Annotated in this window: 17 protein-coding genes; 11 read left to right on the top strand and 6 right to left on the bottom strand. The window is 64.8% G+C overall.

The window, feature by feature from the left end:
- Position 1: 1 nt before the first annotated feature.
- The gene (locus AC04SF_RS13155; RefSeq protein ID WP_488478147.1) at positions 2 to 796 is read right to left on the bottom strand and encodes an SDR family NAD(P)-dependent oxidoreductase; all 795 of its coding nucleotides are present in this window, start codon (positions 794 to 796) and stop codon (positions 2 to 4) included.
- Positions 797 to 917: 121 nt separating this feature from the next.
- On the opposite strand from AC04SF_RS13155, the gene AC04SF_RS13150 reads away from it, so the two are divergent.
- The 11 genes from AC04SF_RS13150 (at position 918) to AC04SF_RS13100 (ending at position 14,328) form a co-directional block, all read left to right on the top strand.
- Positions 918 to 2,138: a mandelate racemase/muconate lactonizing enzyme family protein gene (locus tag AC04SF_RS13150; RefSeq protein WP_488478146.1), complete on the top strand. Its 1,221-nt coding sequence runs from the start codon at positions 918 to 920 to the stop codon at positions 2,136 to 2,138.
- Positions 2,139 to 2,275: 137 nt separating this feature from the next.
- Complete coding sequence (locus AC04SF_RS13145) at positions 2,276 to 4,669, top strand: thiamine pyrophosphate-dependent enzyme (protein ID WP_488478145.1); 2,394 nt, start codon at positions 2,276 to 2,278, stop codon at positions 4,667 to 4,669.
- A 33-nt stretch (positions 4,670 to 4,702) separates the two neighbouring features.
- Positions 4,703 to 5,713, top strand: a complete 1,011-nt coding sequence (locus AC04SF_RS13140) for a C-terminal binding protein (RefSeq protein ID WP_488478144.1) — start codon at positions 4,703 to 4,705, stop codon at positions 5,711 to 5,713.
- Positions 5,710 to 6,438, top strand: a complete 729-nt coding sequence (locus AC04SF_RS13135; RefSeq protein ID WP_488478143.1) for an E3 binding domain-containing protein — start codon at positions 5,710 to 5,712, stop codon at positions 6,436 to 6,438. The genes AC04SF_RS13140 and AC04SF_RS13135 overlap by 4 nt, the downstream gene beginning before the upstream one ends.
- An 82-nt stretch (positions 6,439 to 6,520) precedes the next feature.
- Positions 6,521 to 7,285 carry a GntR family transcriptional regulator gene (locus AC04SF_RS13130; protein WP_488478142.1) on the top strand — a complete coding sequence of 255 codons (765 nt, stop codon included), beginning with the start codon at positions 6,521 to 6,523 and terminating at the stop codon, positions 7,283 to 7,285.
- Positions 7,286 to 7,576: 291 nt separating this feature from the next.
- Positions 7,577 to 8,641, top strand: a complete 1,065-nt coding sequence (locus AC04SF_RS13125; RefSeq protein ID WP_096452633.1) for a sugar ABC transporter substrate-binding protein — start codon at positions 7,577 to 7,579, stop codon at positions 8,639 to 8,641.
- Between the two features lie 163 nt (positions 8,642 to 8,804).
- A complete protein-coding gene (locus tag AC04SF_RS13120) occupies positions 8,805 to 9,872 on the top strand; it encodes a substrate-binding domain-containing protein (protein ID WP_488478141.1) in 1,068 nt (355 codons plus the stop codon).
- 68 nt (positions 9,873 to 9,940) lie between these two features.
- Positions 9,941 to 11,443, top strand: a complete 1,503-nt coding sequence (locus AC04SF_RS13115; protein ID WP_488478140.1) for a sugar ABC transporter ATP-binding protein — start codon at positions 9,941 to 9,943, stop codon at positions 11,441 to 11,443.
- A gap of 36 nt (positions 11,444 to 11,479) precedes the next feature.
- Complete coding sequence (locus tag AC04SF_RS13110) at positions 11,480 to 12,478, top strand: ABC transporter permease (protein ID WP_488478139.1); 999 nt, start codon at positions 11,480 to 11,482, stop codon at positions 12,476 to 12,478.
- Positions 12,475 to 13,443: an ABC transporter permease gene (locus AC04SF_RS13105; protein ID WP_488478138.1), complete on the top strand. Its 969-nt coding sequence runs from the start codon at positions 12,475 to 12,477 to the stop codon at positions 13,441 to 13,443. Before AC04SF_RS13110 ends, AC04SF_RS13105 begins: the two co-directional genes overlap by 4 nt.
- A gap of 3 nt (positions 13,444 to 13,446) precedes the next feature.
- Positions 13,447 to 14,328, top strand: a complete 882-nt coding sequence (locus tag AC04SF_RS13100; protein ID WP_488478137.1) for an SMP-30/gluconolactonase/LRE family protein — start codon at positions 13,447 to 13,449, stop codon at positions 14,326 to 14,328.
- Between the two features lie 102 nt (positions 14,329 to 14,430).
- Here the strand turns inward: AC04SF_RS13100 and AC04SF_RS13095 are convergent, their stop codons facing one another.
- The 5 genes from AC04SF_RS13095 to AC04SF_RS13075 form a co-directional block, all read right to left on the bottom strand.
- Positions 14,431 to 14,646, bottom strand: a complete 216-nt coding sequence (locus tag AC04SF_RS13095; RefSeq protein ID WP_488478136.1) for a hypothetical protein — start codon at positions 14,644 to 14,646, stop codon at positions 14,431 to 14,433.
- The gene (locus AC04SF_RS13090) at positions 14,643 to 15,398 is read right to left on the bottom strand and encodes a COG4280 domain-containing protein (protein ID WP_488478135.1); all 756 of its coding nucleotides are present in this window, start codon (positions 15,396 to 15,398) and stop codon (positions 14,643 to 14,645) included. The genes AC04SF_RS13095 and AC04SF_RS13090 overlap by 4 nt, the downstream gene beginning before the upstream one ends.
- A 185-nt stretch (positions 15,399 to 15,583) precedes the next feature.
- A complete protein-coding gene (gene phnN, locus AC04SF_RS13085; RefSeq protein WP_488478134.1) occupies positions 15,584 to 16,213 on the bottom strand; it encodes a phosphonate metabolism protein/1,5-bisphosphokinase (PRPP-forming) PhnN in 630 nt (209 codons plus the stop codon).
- Positions 16,210 to 17,349: an alpha-D-ribose 1-methylphosphonate 5-triphosphate diphosphatase gene (locus AC04SF_RS13080; RefSeq protein ID WP_488478133.1), complete on the bottom strand. Its 1,140-nt coding sequence runs from the start codon at positions 17,347 to 17,349 to the stop codon at positions 16,210 to 16,212. The genes phnN and AC04SF_RS13080 overlap by 4 nt, the downstream gene beginning before the upstream one ends.
- A gap of 37 nt (positions 17,350 to 17,386) precedes the next feature.
- A complete protein-coding gene (locus AC04SF_RS13075; protein WP_488478132.1) occupies positions 17,387 to 18,094 on the bottom strand; it encodes a DUF1045 domain-containing protein in 708 nt (235 codons plus the stop codon).
- Between the last annotated feature and the right edge of the window lie 136 nt (positions 18,095 to 18,230).

Genomic DNA, 18,230 nt, shown 5'->3' with positions numbered 1-18,230 from the left:
ATCAGTCCTTGTCGAGCCCGCCCGACATGTTGAGCCGCTCGGCGGTCATGTATCTTGGCGCGTCGAGGCAGAGCCACACCACGGCCTCGGCAACCTCGGAAATCTCGGCGCGGCGGCCGAGCGGGATGCGGCGCGTGCGCTCGTCGAGGAAGGCCTGGAGGTCGCTGCGGCCATTGGCTCGGGCGAGATCGGCTTCTGTCGAACGCTGCATCTCGGTGTCCATCATGCCGGGAGCCAGGCTGTTGACCAGCACGCCATAGGGCGCCAACGCCACGGCGGCGGCGCGGGTGATGGAATCGACGCCGGCCTTGCTCGCCGTGTAGGCGGTGTAGTCGGGCAGCGCCATGCGCGAGCCGGGCGAGGTGATGTTGACGATGCGCCCCGAACGCTGCTCGCGCATCACCCGGCCGGCCGCCTTGCAGGCCATGGCAAGGGCGGTGACATTGAGCGCCAGCGTGCGTGTCCACGCCTTATAGGTGGCGTCGAGGAACGGCTCGATCACGCCATAGCCGGCATTGTTGACGAGGATGTCGATGCCGCCCCAGCGCGCGACCACTTTTCCCACCGCCGCTTCCGGTGCGCCTTCCCCAGTGAAATCGCCGATGATGCTTTCGCTTTCAGCGTCGGCTTCCCTGATCTGCCTGATGGTCTCGGCCAGTCCGTCACCATTGATATCGGTAACCGCGACGGCACAGCCTCGCCGGGCCAACTGGACCGCCACCTCGCGGCCGAGGCCGCCGGCGGCACCGGTAACCAGGGCTCTCCTTGGCGTCGCGTCTTGTTTTTCGGCAGGCAAGCGAACACCCTCCCAGTGGCCATCTTGACGCACGATTGATACCGGTACCATAAATGGCTGTCAACGGCGATGTGCTATTGTCCCGTCGACTGTGTGGTTGGTTGGAATGGGGAGGAAAAAGATGAAAGTCGTTGCGCTCGAAACGTTGCAGTTGGCGGAGTTCCCCTTCCTGGTCTGGCTGCGCGTCCACACCGATGCCGGCCTCATCGGCACCGGCGAGACATTTTGGGCGCCGGGGCCGGTCGCCGCTTACATCCACGACAATGTCGCGTCCTATCTCCTGGGCAAGGATCCGCGCGACATCGAGCTGCACGACCGCACGCTGGGCAGCGTCTATGTCGGCGCGCGCGATTCCGGCGCCGAGGTGCGCGGCAATTCCGCCGTCAATATCGCGCTGTGGGATATCTACGGCCAGGCGGTTGGCGAGCCGGTTTGGCGGCTGCTCGGCGGACGCACCCACAAGACCGTGCCGATCTACAACACCTGCGCCGGCTACAAACATGTCCGTGCGACACAGAAGAACGCGCTGTTCGAGCGCGGCGAGGACTGGTCGCTCAAGGCCGGCGATTCGAACGAAGGTCCGTATGAGGACCTGCTCGCCTGGCGCTACAATGCCGGCGATCTCGCCAGGAGCCTGAAATCGGAAGGCGTCGGCGCGATGAAGATCTGGCCCTTCGACATTGCCGCCGAGGCGTCGAACGGCACCCGCATTTCGCTCGCCGATCTCGACAAGGCGCTGGAGCCCTTCCAGAAGATCCGCGACGCCGTCGGCCGCGACATGGAGATCATGGTCGAGCTGCACGGCCTGTGGACCTTGCCGCCGGTGCTGCGCATCGCAGAAGCGTTGAAAGCTTACGACGTCGCCTGGCTTGAGGAGCCCATTCGTTACAACGAGTTCGACGCCATGGCCGAGCTGGCCCGCCACACATCGATACCGATTGCCGCCAGCGAGCGGCTGGCCTCGCGGCAGATGTTCAAGCAACTGATCGACAAGCGCGCCGCCTCGGTGATCATGATCGACCTCGCCTGGTGCGGCGGGCTTTCCGAGGCGCGCAAGATCGCCAACATGGCCGAAGCCAGCGAACTGCCGGTCACCTTGCATGACTGCACCGGGCCGATCGTCTATGCCGCCAGTTGCGCGCTGTCGGCGACCTTGCCGAACGTCAATTACCAGGAGGCCGTGCGGGCCTATTTCACCGGCTGGTACACCGAGATCGTCGCCGACATTCCGCCGGTGAGCAACGGCCACGTCGCGCCGCTCGAAGGGCCGGGGCTCGGTCTCAGCCTGCGGCCGGAGCTGTTTCAGCGGCCCGACGCGACCGTGCGGATCACCAAAATCTAGCCGTCGCCCCGCTCCATCCGAAGCCGGTAGACATTATGCTATTATAATCTATGATGCGCCGAAGCGAGTGGCCAACAAGCTCGCCGCCGGCGCCCTGCCGCCCGGCGTCGGACGCATTCAGGGAGGCTTTGGTGGCAATGTCTGCGGCGCGCGCACGCGACGATTTCAAGGGCGCTCCAAACCTGCCCGACCCAAAAATCCTGCTCGACCTGTTCGAACGCATGGTGCTGTTGCGCCGCTTCGAAAGCATCGCCCAGATCGCCTGCCGCAAGGGCGAAACCCCCGGCTTCCTGCATCTCTATATCGGCGAGGAGGCGACCGGCGTCGGCGTCTGCGCGCATCTCAGACCGACAGACTGGGTGACATCGACCCATCGCGGCCATGGCCATGCGCTGGCCAAGGGCGCCAACCCCGGCCGGGTGATGGCCGAACTGTTCGGCAAGGTTGACGGCATTTGCAGCGGCCGTGGCGGCACCATGCATCTCTACGACCGCTCGGTCGGCCTGTTCGGCACCAACGGCATCGTCGCTGCCGGCATCGGCCATGCCGTCGGCATCGGCATGGGCGCCCGCCAGCAGGGTCGTGACGACATCGGCGTCGCCTTCTTCGGCGACGGCGCCGCCAACCATGGCGGCTTCCACGAGGCGCTCAACTTCGCGGCCGTGCAGCGGGCGCCGGCGGTCTTCATCTGCGAGAACAACCTCTACGCCACCGCCACGCCGCTGAAGTCGATCACCCTGAACCCAGAGATCGCCACCAAGGCCGCCTCCTACGGCATGCCTGGGGTTGCGGTGGACGGCAATGACGTCTTCGCCGTCTGGCTGGCCATGAAGGAGGCCACCGAGCGTGCCCGCGCCGGCAAGGGCCCGACGCTGATCGAGGCCAAGACCTACCGCACCGTCGGCCACCACGAGGGCGATCCGGTCATCGGCACCTACCGCACACAGGACGAACTCGACGCCTGGATCAAGCGCGATCCGATCGACATGTTCCGCAAGAAACTGACCGAGGACTATGGCATTGCCGATGCGGAGGCGCTGGCCGCAATAGAGGCGCGGATCGAGAAGGTGGTTGAAGAGGCGCTGGCCTTCGCCCGCAATTCGCCGGAGCCCGATCCGGAGACGGTGCGCTTGCATGTCTTTGCCGATCCGATCAATCCGCCATCTGCGTTGCAGCCGCGTGCCGTCGGAGAGACGAAGACACAAGGCTGGCTCGAGGCCGTGCGCGACGGCATCGCCGAGGAGATGCGCGCCAATCCGGCGATCCTCTACTTCGGCGAGGGCACCGGTGAGCGTGGTGGCAGTTTCGCCCACACCAAGAACCTCTGGCAGGAGTTCGGCGCCGAACGCATGGTCGACACACCGATCTCCGAACAGGGATTCACGGCCGCCGCCGTCGGCGCCTCGGCCACTGGCGCCCGCACCGTGTCGGACCTGATGTTTGCCGACTTCGTCTTCGAGACCGCCGGCCAGATCTTTCTGCAGGCGGCCAAGCTGCGCTACATGACCAGTGGCCTGATGAGCGCGCCGATGGTGGTGCGTGTCGGCGCCGGCGCGCTGCGCAGTTCCGGCCCGCACCACAGCGGCATCTATCACCCGGTCTTTGCCCATATGCCGGGCCTCATCGTCTGCGTGCCTTCCACCCCGGCCGATGCTAAGGGCCTGATGAAGACTGCGCTCAGGGCCGGCGATCCCGTCATCATGCTGGAGCCCAAGGCGCTGTTCGCCTCCAAGGGCGAGGTGCCGGTCGGCGAACACTATGTGCCGTTCGGCGTCGCGCGCATTGCGCGGGCCGGCACCGACATCACCATAGTTGCCGCCGGCCAGATGGTGCAGCGCGCGCTGGAGGCTGCGGAAGCACTCGCCGCCGAAGGCATCGAGGCTGAGGTGATCGATCCGCGCACCATCATGCCGCTCGATATCGACGCGATTGTCGCCAGTGTCAGCAAAACCCATCGCCTGCTCGTCGTCGATGAGGCCTGGGCGATGTGCGGCCTTGGCGGTGAGATCGCTCAGGCCATCAACGAACTCGCCTTCGACGAACTCGATGCGCCACCCGGAAGGCTGCACACCGCGCCGACCTCGCATCCCTTCGCGCCAGTGCTGGAGCGCGCCATGCTGGTCGACACCGTCCGCATTGTCCAAGGCGCTCGCGATGTCATTGCCGGCAAGCCGCCGGTGCCGGATCACTGGTATACGGTCGGTCTGAAAAATGCCGCGCCGGCTAAGTCGGTACCTGCTCCGGTGAAGCCGCAGCCCGCCGCGCCACTAGTTGCCGCCTCGGCTACTACCGGCGACGACGAGCCGATAACGATGCCGTTCGGCGATCTCACCGTCAGCGAAGGTACGGTCATCAAATGGCTGAAGGCGGTTGGCGACGCCGTCAAGGAAGGCGAACTGATCGCCGAGATCGAGACCGACAAGGCCGTGGTCGAGATCGAGGCGCCGGTCAGCGGGACGCTCAGCGCCATCGATCAGCCGGTCGGCGCCGTGGTGCCTATGGGCGGCCGCATCGGCGGCATCAAAAAGTAACCACTTGTTACACGTGAAGTCCAAAGGATTGGCATGAAGATCCTGTGCGCCAACTGGCAAGCCGCCGACGAGGCCGAACTCGAGCGACAGCATTATCCCGACATCGAGTTCATCCTCGCCCGCTCGACCAACGACAAGGCCGCGACGCTGGATCCGGCCATCTGCGCGGCGGTCGACGCCGTCATCAACTATTCGCCCACCCACAATGTCGCCGCCGCTCCGTCGGCCTTTCCCAAGGCACGGATCGCCGTGCGCTCCGGCGTCGGCTTCGACAACATCGACACAGCAGGCTGGGGGGTGCGGAAAATTCCGGCCTGCAACGTGCCGGACTATGGCACCACCGAGGTCGCCGACCACGCCATCGGCCTGATGCTGGCGCTGACGCGCGGCACCTCGGCCTATGGCGCGGAGCTTTCCGGCCATGGCACCGAGGGCTGGCATTTCTCCAAAGCGCCGCTGGTGCGCCGGCACAAGGGCGCCACCTTCGGCATTGTCGGGCTTGGCCGCATCGGCCTCGCCACCGCCCGCCGCGCCGCCGCCTTCGACATGAAGGTGGTGTTTTATGACCCGCATCTTCTCTCCGGTGTCGATTTGTCGACCGGCTACGAACGCGTTCATTCGCTGGCCGACTTGATGGCGCGCGCGGATGTGTTGAGCATCCACACGCCGCTCAGTGAGGAGACCCGCAGGCTGCTTGGCGCCGCCGCCTTCGCCGCTGCCAAGCCGGGCCTCGTCCTGATCAACACCGCACGCGGCCCGATCGTCGATCTCGACGCGCTCGAAGCGGCGATGCGCAACGGCACCGTCGCCGGCGCTGGCCTCGACGTCTTGCCGAACGAGCCCGGCGATCTCGATCATCCGCTGCTCGCCGCATGGCGCGCCCGAGAAGCTTGGATCGCCAACCGGCTGATCGTCACCCCGCACGCCGCCTTCTACAGCCCGGCATCGATGCGCGACCTCCGGCTGAAATCGATCGAGGTGGTGCATGCCTATCTTACGGAGGGGCGGCTGACCAACTGCGTGAATTCAGAGTTCCTGAAATGAATGCCGCTGTCGCACAGGCAAGCCGTCTTGCGGTTTCCCCCTATGCCCGCCGCCTGGCGCGCGAGCGTTCGCTGCCGCTCGAAGCACTTCGCGGAAGCGGCCCTGGCGGCCGCATCCTGGCCGCCGATGTGCAGGCTTTCGTTGCGGTTGCCGCTACGGTCGTTTCGCCTGATAACGTCGTCCCTGCGGTGTCGCCCTCTCCGGCCGCGCCCCGCATCGCCGCCTTTGCCACGTCCGTCGCCCTCAATGCGCTGCAAGACCTGCTGGCGGCGCTTGAGAGCGCGGGACATGTGTTCGCTGTCGACGACGTGCTGCTGCGCGCTGCTGGTCGAGCATTTGCCGAGATGCCTGATACCGCCGCGCTCGGCGACGCTTCCGTGGCGCTGGAACTGGCGGGCCGGCAAATCGTGTTCACGGTGGTTCCCGAAATGTCCCTGACATCGCTGCGCGCAACGCGGCTTGCGGCATTGGCCGACAATCGCGACGAGGCGGGCAAACCGGCGGCGCTGTCCCTGCGGCGGCTGCCCACCACCGACATCCGGCCGGTCGTGATGCCGCTGCTGCCTGGCCGCGCGATGCGGCTGGCCGTCTCGCTCAACACGGCCGGCGATCATGCCGAATGCCTGCTGGTTGTGGATGCGTCCAGCATGGATGAGTCCGCCGCTGCCGAATGGCTGGCGACCCTGAAATCGGCGATCGAACAGCCGCTTCGGCTCTTCGTCTGAGACGGTTGATCGTCAGCAGCCTTGCCTAGCCTCTTGCGAAAGAAGCTATTATAAAAGCTTCGATACAGGCGTGACGAGGCCCATGGACCACCCCACCATCGACAGTCTTCCCAGGCGCACGCTCGGCCGCGCCAACGGCCCGCTCTATCGCCAGCTCGCCGACATATTGCGTGAGCCGATCGGCAACGGCACCTTCCCCGTCGGCGGCGAACTGCCGAAGGAAGCGACCATTGCCGAGCATTTCGGCGTCAGCCTGATCACCGTGCGCCAGGCGCTGCGCGATCTCGAGGCCGACGGGCTGATCAAAAAGCGCTCGGCCAAGCCGGCCGTGGTGGCGGCGCGCAGCCCATCGGTCAATCTGAGCTGGAAGTTCAAGAACTTTGCCGACATGGCGGCCTTCACCAAGGACGCCGAGCTGACGGTGAAATCCTACCGCAAGGAGGTTTCGCCGGTGCTCCAGCGCCATTTCGGCATGGGCAAGGACGAGGCTGGCTATTGTCTGCGCAGCGTGCTGTCGATCGGCGAACAGCGCAAGGCGCAGATCACCACCTATTTCCCGCCCGACATCGGCGCGCGTCTGAAGCGCGAGGACTTTTCCGACGTGCTGATCTTCCGCTCGGTACAGAAACATCTCGGCCTGCGGCTCGACGTGGCGCATGTCACGGTGCGCGCCGAGATTGCCGACGAGGCGGTTGCCGCCGATCTCGGCATCACGCTCGGCAGTGCGGTGCTGACGGTGGAGATGCTCTACCAGTCGGCGGACCAGCGCAGCATCGAATTCTCCGTTGCCCGCCACCCCGCCGACATTTTCAGCATCACCTACGACGCGCCCAACGACCTGTCCTGAACCCGGTCGGCGGCATTGGTGTCCGCCGATTTCCTGGTCTCGGCCATGGACAGCCTTATAAAATTATAATAGCATCATAGCTAGGATGAAAGCTGCGCGGAGGACCACGATCCAACGTGGATGCGAAGCCTCATCCGACGCTGAGCATTTGCCTGGTGCATGTCACTCAGGACGCGCTGCGGCTCCGGGGCATGCACAGGAACAAGGTCTGTCGATTGGGGGTGTGCCTGGAAGGCACTTGAAAGGCGGCGGCGTTCGCGCGGCCGACACCAAACATGGGAGGAGGAAATCATGAGAGCAGGCGCATTTTTCGCCGGGCTTGCGGTGGTCGCGGCGACTTGGCTGTCGATCGATGCCGCGCCGGCCAACGCACAGGACAAGAAGCCCTACACCATCTATCTCTCAAACAATTTCGTCGGCAACGATTGGCGCCAGCAGATGCTGCGCAGCGCCGACATCGCGGTCAAGAAACCGCCGCTTGCCGGTCGCGTCGACCTCAAGGTCGAGGTGGTCGAAACGACGGTCCAGGCGCAGATCAATTCCCTCAACAACATCATTCGCAACAAGCCCGACGCCATCGTCATCGACGCGGGCTCCGGCGAGGCCCTCAACCCGACGATCCAGAAGGCTTGCGATGCCGGCATTTTGATCATCGCCTTCGATCAGATCGTCAGCGCGCCTTGCGCTTATACGATGGAGTCCGACTGGGGCCGGGCGCCGCGGGTCGAGGCCGAGTGGCTGGTCAAGAAGCTCGGCGGCAAGGGCAAGATCCTCGTTGACCGCGGACTTGCCGGCGCGCCGATCTCCGCCCAGTTGCAAGGTGGTTTTGAGGAAGTCATCAAGAAATATCCCGGCATTGAAGTCGTCGGCTATTTCAACGGCGACTATGCGCTGGGGCCGGAACAGGCCGGCGTCGCCAGCCTGCTGGCGGCGCACCCGCAAGTCGACGCCATCTTCGTCCAGGGCTACGGCGCCGGAGCGATCAAGGCGCTGCAGGATGCCGGGCGTCCGATCGTGCCCATCACCGGCAGTCCTTTCAACCTGACGACGACGACCTGTGTTCAGACCCAGGGCGCCCAGTGCATCCTTGCACCCAACCCTGCCTATCTGTCGGCCGAAGCCTTGAAGCTCGCGGTGGAGATCCTCGACGGCAAGAAGCCGGCGGAGAAGAAGATACTGCTGCGCAATGCCTTCCTCACCACCGATCCGGTTCCGTCGGAATTGTATCCCGATGCGACCATGCAGAAGATCGAGGTCGGCAAGAATGCCTTTCCGGAGATGGCACCGGGCCTGTTTCTTCCGGTTAGCCCGGATTGGGTCGAAATCACCCCGGCCGAGGCCGCCGGCTCGAAATGACGATGCCTGCGAAGGGTGATGAAATGGTCGCTCCAGGCCTCTCCAATACGACTTGGCTCAAATTGACAAGGTTTATTGGTACCGGTATCATTTACACGCAGCACCCACCAAGATGGCAAAGTCCGTCACCGGCTGATGCAGGAAACACGAAGGAGGAGAGACCATGAAACTGAAGACAGTTTGCGCCGGATTGGCAGCGCTTGCCATCTCCGCGATCGCCGTCGGCACAGCGCCGAGCCGTGCCGAGGACAAGAAGCCCTACACCATCTATCTCTCGAACAATTTCGTCGGCAATGACTGGCGCCAGCAGATGGAGCGTGTCGCCACCGTGTCGGTCAACAAGGGGCCGCTCAAGGGCCGCGTCGACCTCAAGATCGAGAATGTCGAGAACACCGTCCAGGCGCAGATCAACTCGCTGAACAACATCATCCGCCAGAAGCCCGACGCCATCCTCGTCGATGCTGGTTCGGACTCGGCGCTCAACCCAACCATCAAGAAGGCCTGCGACGCCGGCATCGTCGTCATCTCCTTCGACCAGGTGGTGACCGAGCCTTGCGCCTTTGCCGTCGCTTCCGACTGGGATCGCATTCCTTCCGTCATGGCGGAGTGGATGGCCACGCAGCTTGGCGGCAAGGGCAACATCATCCTTGACCGCGGCCTCGCCGGTGCGCCGATCTCGGCGCAGCTGCAGGGAGGCTATGAGAAGGTGCTGGCCAAATATCCCGACATCAAGGTCGTCGGCTACTACAACGGCAACTATGCGCTCGGGCCGGAACAGTCGGGTGTCGCGGCCCTGCTTGCCGCCAATCCGAAGATCGACGGCATCATGACGCAGGGCTATGGCTCCGGCGCCATCCAGGCGCTGAAGGATGCCGGCCGGCCGATCGTCCCGGTCGTCGGCTTCTCCTACAATGTCGCCGCCGTTACCTGCGCGCAGACACAAGGCGCCAAGTGCATCCTTGGCTCCAACCCGGCCTATCTCTCTTCGGAGGCGATCAAGCTGGCGGTCGACATTCTCGACACCGGCAAGAAGCCGGCCGAGCGTTCCGTCTCGGTCAAGGGCGACTTCGTCACCACCGATCCGTTCGAGTCCAAGCTCTATCCCGGCACCAAGATGATCAAGATCGCGATTGGCGAGAATGCCTTCCCGGACCAGGCGCCCGGCCTGACGCTGCCGATCACGCCCGACTGGGTCGAGATCACCGCTGCGGAAGCTGCCGGTACCAAGTAACATCCAGTGACCACGACCCTGTCTCCCGGCATCGCAAGATGTCGGGAGAGCTTTTCGAAGGCGCAAGCATGGACCTCGTCACCGTCAAAGGCCTGTCCAAACGCTATGGCGGCATCATCGCGCTGAGCGAGGCGACATTCAGCGCCCGCGCCGGCGAGGTGCATGCGCTGCTCGGCGAGAATGGCGCGGGCAAGAGCACCTTCATCCAGATCCTCTCGGGCGCGGTACAGCACGATGGTGGCTCGATCCTGGTCGATGGCCAGGATTATCGCCCGGCCAATCCGGACGCGGCGCAGGCGCGCGGTATTGCCGCCGTCTTCCAGGAACTGTCGTTGATCCCCGACCTCAGCGTCGAACAGAACATCTGGTTCCGCCATGAGCCGCGCACGCTGTTGTGTACCGTTAATCGCGGCGAAATGCGCCGCAAGACGCTGGCGCTGCTCGAAAAATACAATTTCCCGGCGCTGCGCCCCGACCAGGAATTGCGGCGGTTGACATTGGCCGAACGGCAGATCGTCGAGATCGCCAAGGGGCTGGCCAAGGACCCGCGCATCCTGATCCTCGACGAGGCGACGTCGGCGCTGCCGGCGCGGGAAGCCGAATGGCTGCTGAAGCTCACCCGGCAACTGGCCGCCGAAGGCAGGCTGGTCATCTTCATCTCGCACCGCATGGCCGAGGTGCGCGCCATTGCCGACCGGCTGACAATTTTCCGCAATGGCAGCACCGTCGCCGCGCATGAGGCCAACGCCGTCTCCGACAACGAGATCGTCACCCAGATGATCGGCCGGCATCTCGATCGGCTCTATCCGGAGCGCGTGGCAACCGCGACCGATCGCATTGCTCTAGGGGTAAGAGGGTTTTCGAGCGGCAGTCGCCTTTCCGGTGTCGACTTCGCCTTGCGTGAGGGTGAAGTGCTGGGCGTCGGCGGCTTGCAGGGCCACGGCCAGCGTGAATTGTTTCAGGCGCTGTTCGGCGCCACCAGAGCGAGCGGCACGATGGAACTTTGGGGCAAACCTGCCACGATCGGCAATCCCCGCCAGGCGCTGACCGGCAAGGACGGCATCGCCCTGGTGCCGGAGGACCGGCGTGGGCAGGGCCTGCTGCTGACCAAGAGCGTGCGCGAGAATTTGACGCTGTCGGTGATCAAGCGTTTCACCGAAAACGGCTTGCTGAGCCGGCAAAGGGAAACTGCGCTGGTCAAGGAGATGGTCGATTTCCTGCGCATCAAGGCCGGTACACCGGAACAGCTTGCCGGCACGCTGTCGGGCGGCAACCAGCAGAAGGTGATCTTCGGCAAGATGCTGCTCACACAGGCGCGCGTGCTGCTGCTCTACGATCCGACGCGCGGCGTCGATGTCGGCACCAAGGGCGAGATTTTTCAGCTGATGCGCGATCTCGCCGCCAAGGGCTACGCGATCCTGTTCCATTCCAGCGACATGCCGGAGCTTGTCCATGTCGCTGACCGCGTGCTGGTGATGCGCAACGGCCGCATTGCCGCGACGCTGGAGGGAGATCACATTTCGGAGGAGGAAATCCTGCGTGCGGCCATGCTTGAAACCAGGGCGGCGTGAGGCATGGTGATGTCCGCTGCGGAGAGACCATTGGAGATGGTGCAAAGGCCAGCCAAAGAGAAACAAGCAAGGCCAGGCATCGATTGGCGCGGCCGCGCGCTCGACCGTGCGCCGTTCCTGGTCGCTTGCCTGATGCTGGCGTTGATCATCGGCATTTATGGCAGCCTGCAATCCGGCGTCTTCACGCTGGACGAGCTCAACCTCGACACGGCGGCGGCGATGACGCTGATGCTGGCGGCGACCGGGCAGACCATCGTGCTGCTGCGCGGCGGCATCGACCTGTCGATCGGCGGCATGATCAGCCTCGGCACGGTGATCGCCGCGACGCGTTTCACCGACGATCCGTCGGCCACGGCGTTTTGGGCGTTGATCATTCTCGCACTCGGCTTCCTCATCGGCGCGCTCAACGGCCTGCTGATCTCGCTGCTCAAGCTGCAGCCCTTCCTGGTGACGCTCGCCACCTGGTCGATCCTGAACGGCGTCGCCATGATCATCCTGCCGACCGATGGCGGCAGCGTTCCCGGCTGGTGGGTCGGCTTTGCCTCGGCGCAGCTCATCGGCCTGACCAGCCCGGTCTGGATGCTGCTGGCGCTGCTGATATTCTGGTGGTGGTTCCGCGCCACTCGGGTGGGCATCGCCATCCAGGCGACCGGCTCCAACGAAAAGTCGGCCTTCCTGTCCGGTGTTTCGATCACAAGGGTCAACCTCGTCACCTATGGCCTGTCCGGCCTGTTCGCGGCGGGTGCTGCGCTGTTCCTGGTGACGCAGACCGGCGCCGGCTCGCCGACCATCGGCAAGGATTACATCCTGCCTTCGGTCGCGGCTGCGGTCATCGGCGGCGTCAGCCTGTTCGGCGGCCGTGGCCATCTCGCTGGCACGCTGATCGGCGCCTTCGTGCTGACCCTGATCGGCAATCTGGTCTTCGTCCTGCATGTGTCGAGCTACTGGCAGCCGGTCGCGTCCGGCGTTATCTTGCTGCTCTCGGTGCTGGCCAGTTCCGTCGCCGAGAAAGCCGCAAGGAACCGCGTCCAATGAGCGCCTTCCTCGCCCGCAATCGCCTCATCGTGCTCGCCTATGCCGGCATGGTCGTGCTGCTCCTGGTCACGGCCTTGTTCTCGCCGGGCTTCCTGTCGGTCTCCAACATGCGCTCGACCGTCGTGCTCGCCGCCTTCGTCGGCATCGTCGCGCTCGGCCAGACCTTCGTTATCATCGGCGGCGGCATCGATCTGTCGGTGCCCTGGGTGCTGAATTCGGCGGCCATCATCATGGCGCTGCTGTGCGGCGGCCAGGATCTGCCGCTGGTCTGGGTCATGCCGCTGCTGCTTGCCGGCGGCGCCTTCATCGGCCTCATCAATGGCGTCGGCGTCGCCCAGTTCGGCGTGCCGCCGATCATCATGACACTAGCCACCAATGTCATCCTGCAAGGCCTGATCCTGGTGCTGACCGGCGGCTCGCCGACCCCGTCGGCGCCGGCGCTGATCCAGTTCCTGTCGGTCGGGCGGCTCAATGGCTTCCCGGTTATCGCACTGATCTGGCTGGCGCTGACCCTGGTGGCGACGCTGCTGCTCTCCAAGGCGGCGTTCGGCCGCCATCTCTACGCGCTCGGCACCAGCGCCACGGTCGCCGAATTCTCCGGCGTGCCGACGGCGCGCACCACCATCCTGACCTATGTCATCTCAGGCCTCACCGCCGCCTTCGCCGGCATGCTTTTGACCGGCTATTCCGGCCAGGCCTATCTCGGCATGGGCGACGCCTATCTGTTCACCTCAATCGCGGCGGTGGCGATCGGAGGCGCCTCTATCCTCGGCGGCAGCGGGCATTATCTCGGCACTGTCGCAGGCGCCATGGTGCTCACCATCCTCACCGGTCTTTTGCCGGCGCTGAACCTGTCGAGCGGCGCGCTGCTCATCGTCTATGGCGCGGTGATCCTGCTCACCGTGTCGATCGGCAGCGAGACCTTTGCCGGACTCGGTGGCAGGCTGCGCAGGAAGGAGAGCTGACCCATGGTCGAAATCACGTGCGTCGTCGATGCCCGGGCCGAACTCGGCGAAGGCACGCTTTGGGACCCCAAAGCCGGTGTGCTCTGGTGGATCGACATCTGGAAGAAACTGATCCACCGCTACGACCCCGCGACCGGCAAGGATGAGACCTTCGAGACACCGGAATATCTCGGCTGCCTCGGCCTGCGCGAAAAGGGCGGCTTGGTGCTGACCATGACCAACGGCTTCCATTTTTTTGACCCAGCGACCGGCACCTTCGAGGCGATCGTCGATCCGGAATCCCACATGCCGAAAACCCGCTTCAACGACGGCAAGCCGGACCGCCAGGGCCGCTTCTGGTCGGGTTCGATGTTCGAGGTGCCTGGCCAGCCGATCGAATTCATCGGCGCGCTCTACCGGCTCGACCCCGATCTGTCGGTGCATAAGATGATCGACGGCATCGGCTGCTCCAATGGTTTGGCCTGGAGCCCGGATTCGAAGACCATGTACTTCTCCGACAGCCATGCCGGCGCGGTGTGGGCCTATGATTTCGACCCCACCACCGGCGACATCGAGAACCGCCGCACCTTTATCGACATGACTATGACCGGCGGCGTTGCCGATGGCGCCACGGTCGATGCCGAGGGCTGTTACTGGGTCACCATCCCGGTGACCAGCAAGGTCTGCCGCTATGATCCTGATGGCGAATTGATGCAGACCGTGGTTCTGCCGACCGACCTGCCGACCTGCTGCGAATTCGGCGGCAAGAACCTCGACATCCTCTATGTCACCTCGGCCGTGCTCAAGCGCCCGGCCAGCCACTTCGTCCGCCAGAAAAACCCCGGCGGATTGTTCTCGCTCGACGTCGGCGTCAAGGGCCTGACCCTGCCGGCTTTCAAGGGCTGACGCGTCGCTTGGGACGCCGGCATAACGAGCCCCTTCTCGACCTTGAGAGGCGTCGTTCCGGTGACGAAACGATGCCCGCGATAGCAACTATTCCGGCTGTCTTTACCGATTGATCGCGCGTGTGGCGCGGCGAACGCTTTGCAGCAGGATGGCGAGGCAGCCGACCAGCAGCAGGGCGCCGCCGAGCAGCGGCGGCAGGGCGAGTTGCTTGACCGCCGCGGTGTCGACAGCCACCAGCACCAGCGCCAGCAGCGCCAGACTACCGTCATCGACGAACATGCCGAAGAATTCCTTGACCACAAGACGAATGGCGTTCATCGGGCGAGCCCTCCGGCGGCTGTGGGGTAGGTGCTGCGCAGCCAGCGCACCATGGCAAAGGACGCCAGCCCGACGATGGCGAAGATGGCAAGCAAAGCGAGATCGGCACCCGGCCAGTCGGCACCGATGCCTTCGCCGGTCCAGAAAATGCCGAAGCTGGTCAGCATCAGCCCGACCACGAATTTCAGCGCATTCTCCGGCACGCGCGCCAGCGGCCGGTGGACCGCCAGGCCGACGAGCATCACCAGGATAAAGGCCGCCAGCGCGCCCAGGCTGGCATACAGCGTCTGCCCGTGCGCCGCGCCGACGGCAATAACGATGAACACCACCTCGACACCCTCGAGCAGCACCGCCTTGAACGAGGCCAGCCCGGCGAGGTAATCGGCACGGCGGTCGTTGGCCTGCTGGCGCAAGACAGCGGTTTCCTCGGAGAAGGCAGCCTCCTCGTCATGCAGGGCGATGACGCCGACGCTGCGCAGGATGGCCTTTCGCAGCCAGCGCATGCCGAACAGGATCAGCAGCACGCCAACGACGAATTGCAGCGTGGTGATGGGTACGAGCGCCAGCAGCGGTCCGAATGCCAGGACCAGGGTCGCCAGCACCGCCAGCGCCAAGGCGGCACCGGTCAATGCCGGGCGCCAGCCGCGCGTCACGCCGACCGCAAGCACGATGGTGAAGGCTTCGACGACCTCGACGAACGAGGCGAGAAAGGCCGCCGTGACCGTCGAGAGGATGGGCGTCAGCGTCTGCATCGAGGTTCCTGTCTTGTCTCGTTCGACCTGGGCTTTATGAGTCCGGAAAGCGTAGCCGGAATCCCTTGTGTGGTCAGCACCACATAGCGCTCCGGAGGCAACGGGAAAGCAAATGAAGCACCAACGTGCGGCGCTTGGGGCCAAGTCGAGCCGGAGGCGACGCGGCAGCAGGATGTAGGCTTAGATCAGATCAGCCCTGACATGTCGGAGAAGGCCATCGCCTTGCGCAGCAACTCGGCAAAGCGCTCGCCGGCCACTTCGCGCGGGCCGCTATTGTCGATCGTGGTGACGCCGGGGCCGGTCAGGGTCACGTTGGCGCTGCGCGCCAGGCGCGCCAGCACTTCGCCGCGCGACTCGCGGCCGCGCATTGCCAGCCGCTCGGCCAGCACATCGGGCGAAGCGGTGATCTCGACGATGGCCAGATTGGCATAGCGCTCACGCAAGGTGGGGATGATCGCACGCGACACATTCGCAACCGCGACATGGCCATTGGCGACCGACCAGTCGACATCGGCCGGCAGGCCGTAGCGCAAGCCATGCGCTTCCCACGAAATCGCGAAGGCGCCGTCGGCCTCGGCCTCGACGAAGGCGGCATCGGCCAGCGTGTCGTGATCCTCGCTCGCGGCATCGCTCGGCCGGGTGATGACGCGGCGCACGAACTCCAGCCGGCTCTCGTCGGCGAACAGCGCGCGGGCGTAGCCGATCACCGTGTCCTTGCCGGCGCCGCTGGGCCCCACGACGGCGACAAAGACGCCATGGCGGATTGGAAACGTTTCAGCGGACAGTTCACGCTCGATCAAGGCCGACACCATCACGCGACCCGGCGTCCCTGCCGCCAGACGGTGCGCACCACCGGAACATGGTCGTCGACGCGCACGCGCACCAGATCGGCGCGGCGGCCCTGTTCGACGATGCCGCGGTCGGTCAGGCCAACGGCTTCGGCCGGGTTCTTCGACACCATGGCGACCGCCTGCGGCAGCGAAATGCCTTCGACCATATCACCGAGGAAGAAGGCCGACTGGATCAGGCTGAAGGGAATATAGTCAGAAGACAAGATGTCGAGCAGGCCGTCGCTGGCCAGCGTACGTGCCGAGACATTACCCGAATGCGAGGCGCCGCGCATGACGTTGGGCGCGCCCATCAGCACCCCGAGACCCGCGGCCTTCGAGGCCCGCGCTGCTTCCTCGGTGGTCGGGAACTCGGCGACGCGCACGCCTTGCTCGATCGCCTCGTCGACATGGCCTGATGTGGCGTCGTCATGGCTTGCAAGCACGATGCCGCGCTCATGGCAGGCGGCGGCGATCACCGCCCGGTTCGGCGCCGAATTGCGCGCCGAGTCCGCCATACGCTTCTCGCAGAACAGTTTGAAGTCGCGGTCGGTCAGCTTCAGCTTGCGCTGGTAGTAATAGGCATAGGTTTCGAGGTTGACGAACTGGCGCTGGCCCGGCGCATGGTCCATCAGCGAGGCCAGCTTGACCCGGTCGTCCCCGTCGAAATTGGCGAAGGCCTGCAGGCAGTCCGGCGCCGAAACCTCGCAGCGCAGATGCAGGAAGTGATCGGCCCGCAAACGATCCTGCGCGACGCTGTCCTCGATCGCGTCGGCCAGCTTGCGGATATCGGCCAAGGTGAGATCGGCGTCCTCGTCCATGCCGACGCGCAAGGCGTCGAGGACGGTGGTGATGCCGGCCGTTGCCACCTGCGCGTCATGGGCAAGCACGGCGGCAATCGGGTTCCAGCGCACCTTCGGCCGCGGTGCGTAATGGCCTTCGAGATGGTCGGTGTGCAGTTCGACCAGCCCGGGAATGACATAGTCGCCGCCCATGTCCTCGCCGGTCCGGCCAGAGCCTGCATCGATGCCGGCGATAAAGCCGTCACGCAGCACCAGCGACCCCTCGACGATCTCGTCGGCAAGTACGATGCGGGCGTTGGAAAGAACGGTTTCGGCGGTCATTTCAGGCAGTCCTTGATTTGTCCAGGGCAGGGCTTGTTCAGGCGATTCTTCTGGCAGGGCGGCGTCCCAGCGCGTGCTGCGAAAGCACCATGAACGGCGCGCCCGGTTCGGGTTCGACAAACAGCGTCAGCGCATCCACCAGCACCGGCTGCCGCAGCACGTCCGCGAACAGGCTGTCGATTGCTAGGCGAAGACGAGGGCTTTCCTGTGGCCCGGCCCGGCCGGACAGTGTCATGTGGAAGCGGAAGGTCTCGAAGACATAGGGGTAACCCCACTGGCAGAGATTGCGGAACTCGGCCGGCTTCAGCGAATCCGGGCTGCGCCGTTCGATCTCGGCCTCGGTCAGCGGCGCGCGAAAGCGGTCGAAATCGCGCACGACGTCGTCGGCGAAGCGGTTGAGCGGCGGGAACGGTCCCTCGGGCACCAGCGCGAAGAAGCTGTCGATCTGGCTGACGACGAGGCGCGGGATCGTCACAACAGGCGTCGCTTCGGCAAAATGGTCGATTGCGGCGCGCAGCGAGGTTTCCGTCTCGTTGGCCGCCAGGCGGAAGGGGGCTTTCAGCGTCGCGTGGAAGCCATAGCGGCGCGCCGAGGCGGTGTGGAAGGCAACTTCCGCCGCCGATAAATCGGCCACGGCCTCGACCGGCCTTGTCGCCGCGCCGAACGGGTCGCGGCCCAGCCAGTTGGCGGCGATCCGCGCCAGCGGTTCGTCCTGCCGGGGGGTGAAGTAGATGGCATAACGCATGGGAAGTCCTCGTCAGTCTCGCTGCCATAGGTGATTTCCATGACGGATTGACGAAGCTTTGACGGGTTTTCGATGGCAAATCGACCTGAGAAGTCCTTAGCCGACGATTTTTCCCAGCTGGACCAATGGCTTCACT

Source organism: Mesorhizobium sp. CNPSo 4671 (assembly GCF_057784245.1).
The sequence above is the reverse complement of the archived record's forward strand: the minus strand, read 5'-3'. Positions and strand labels throughout refer to the sequence as shown.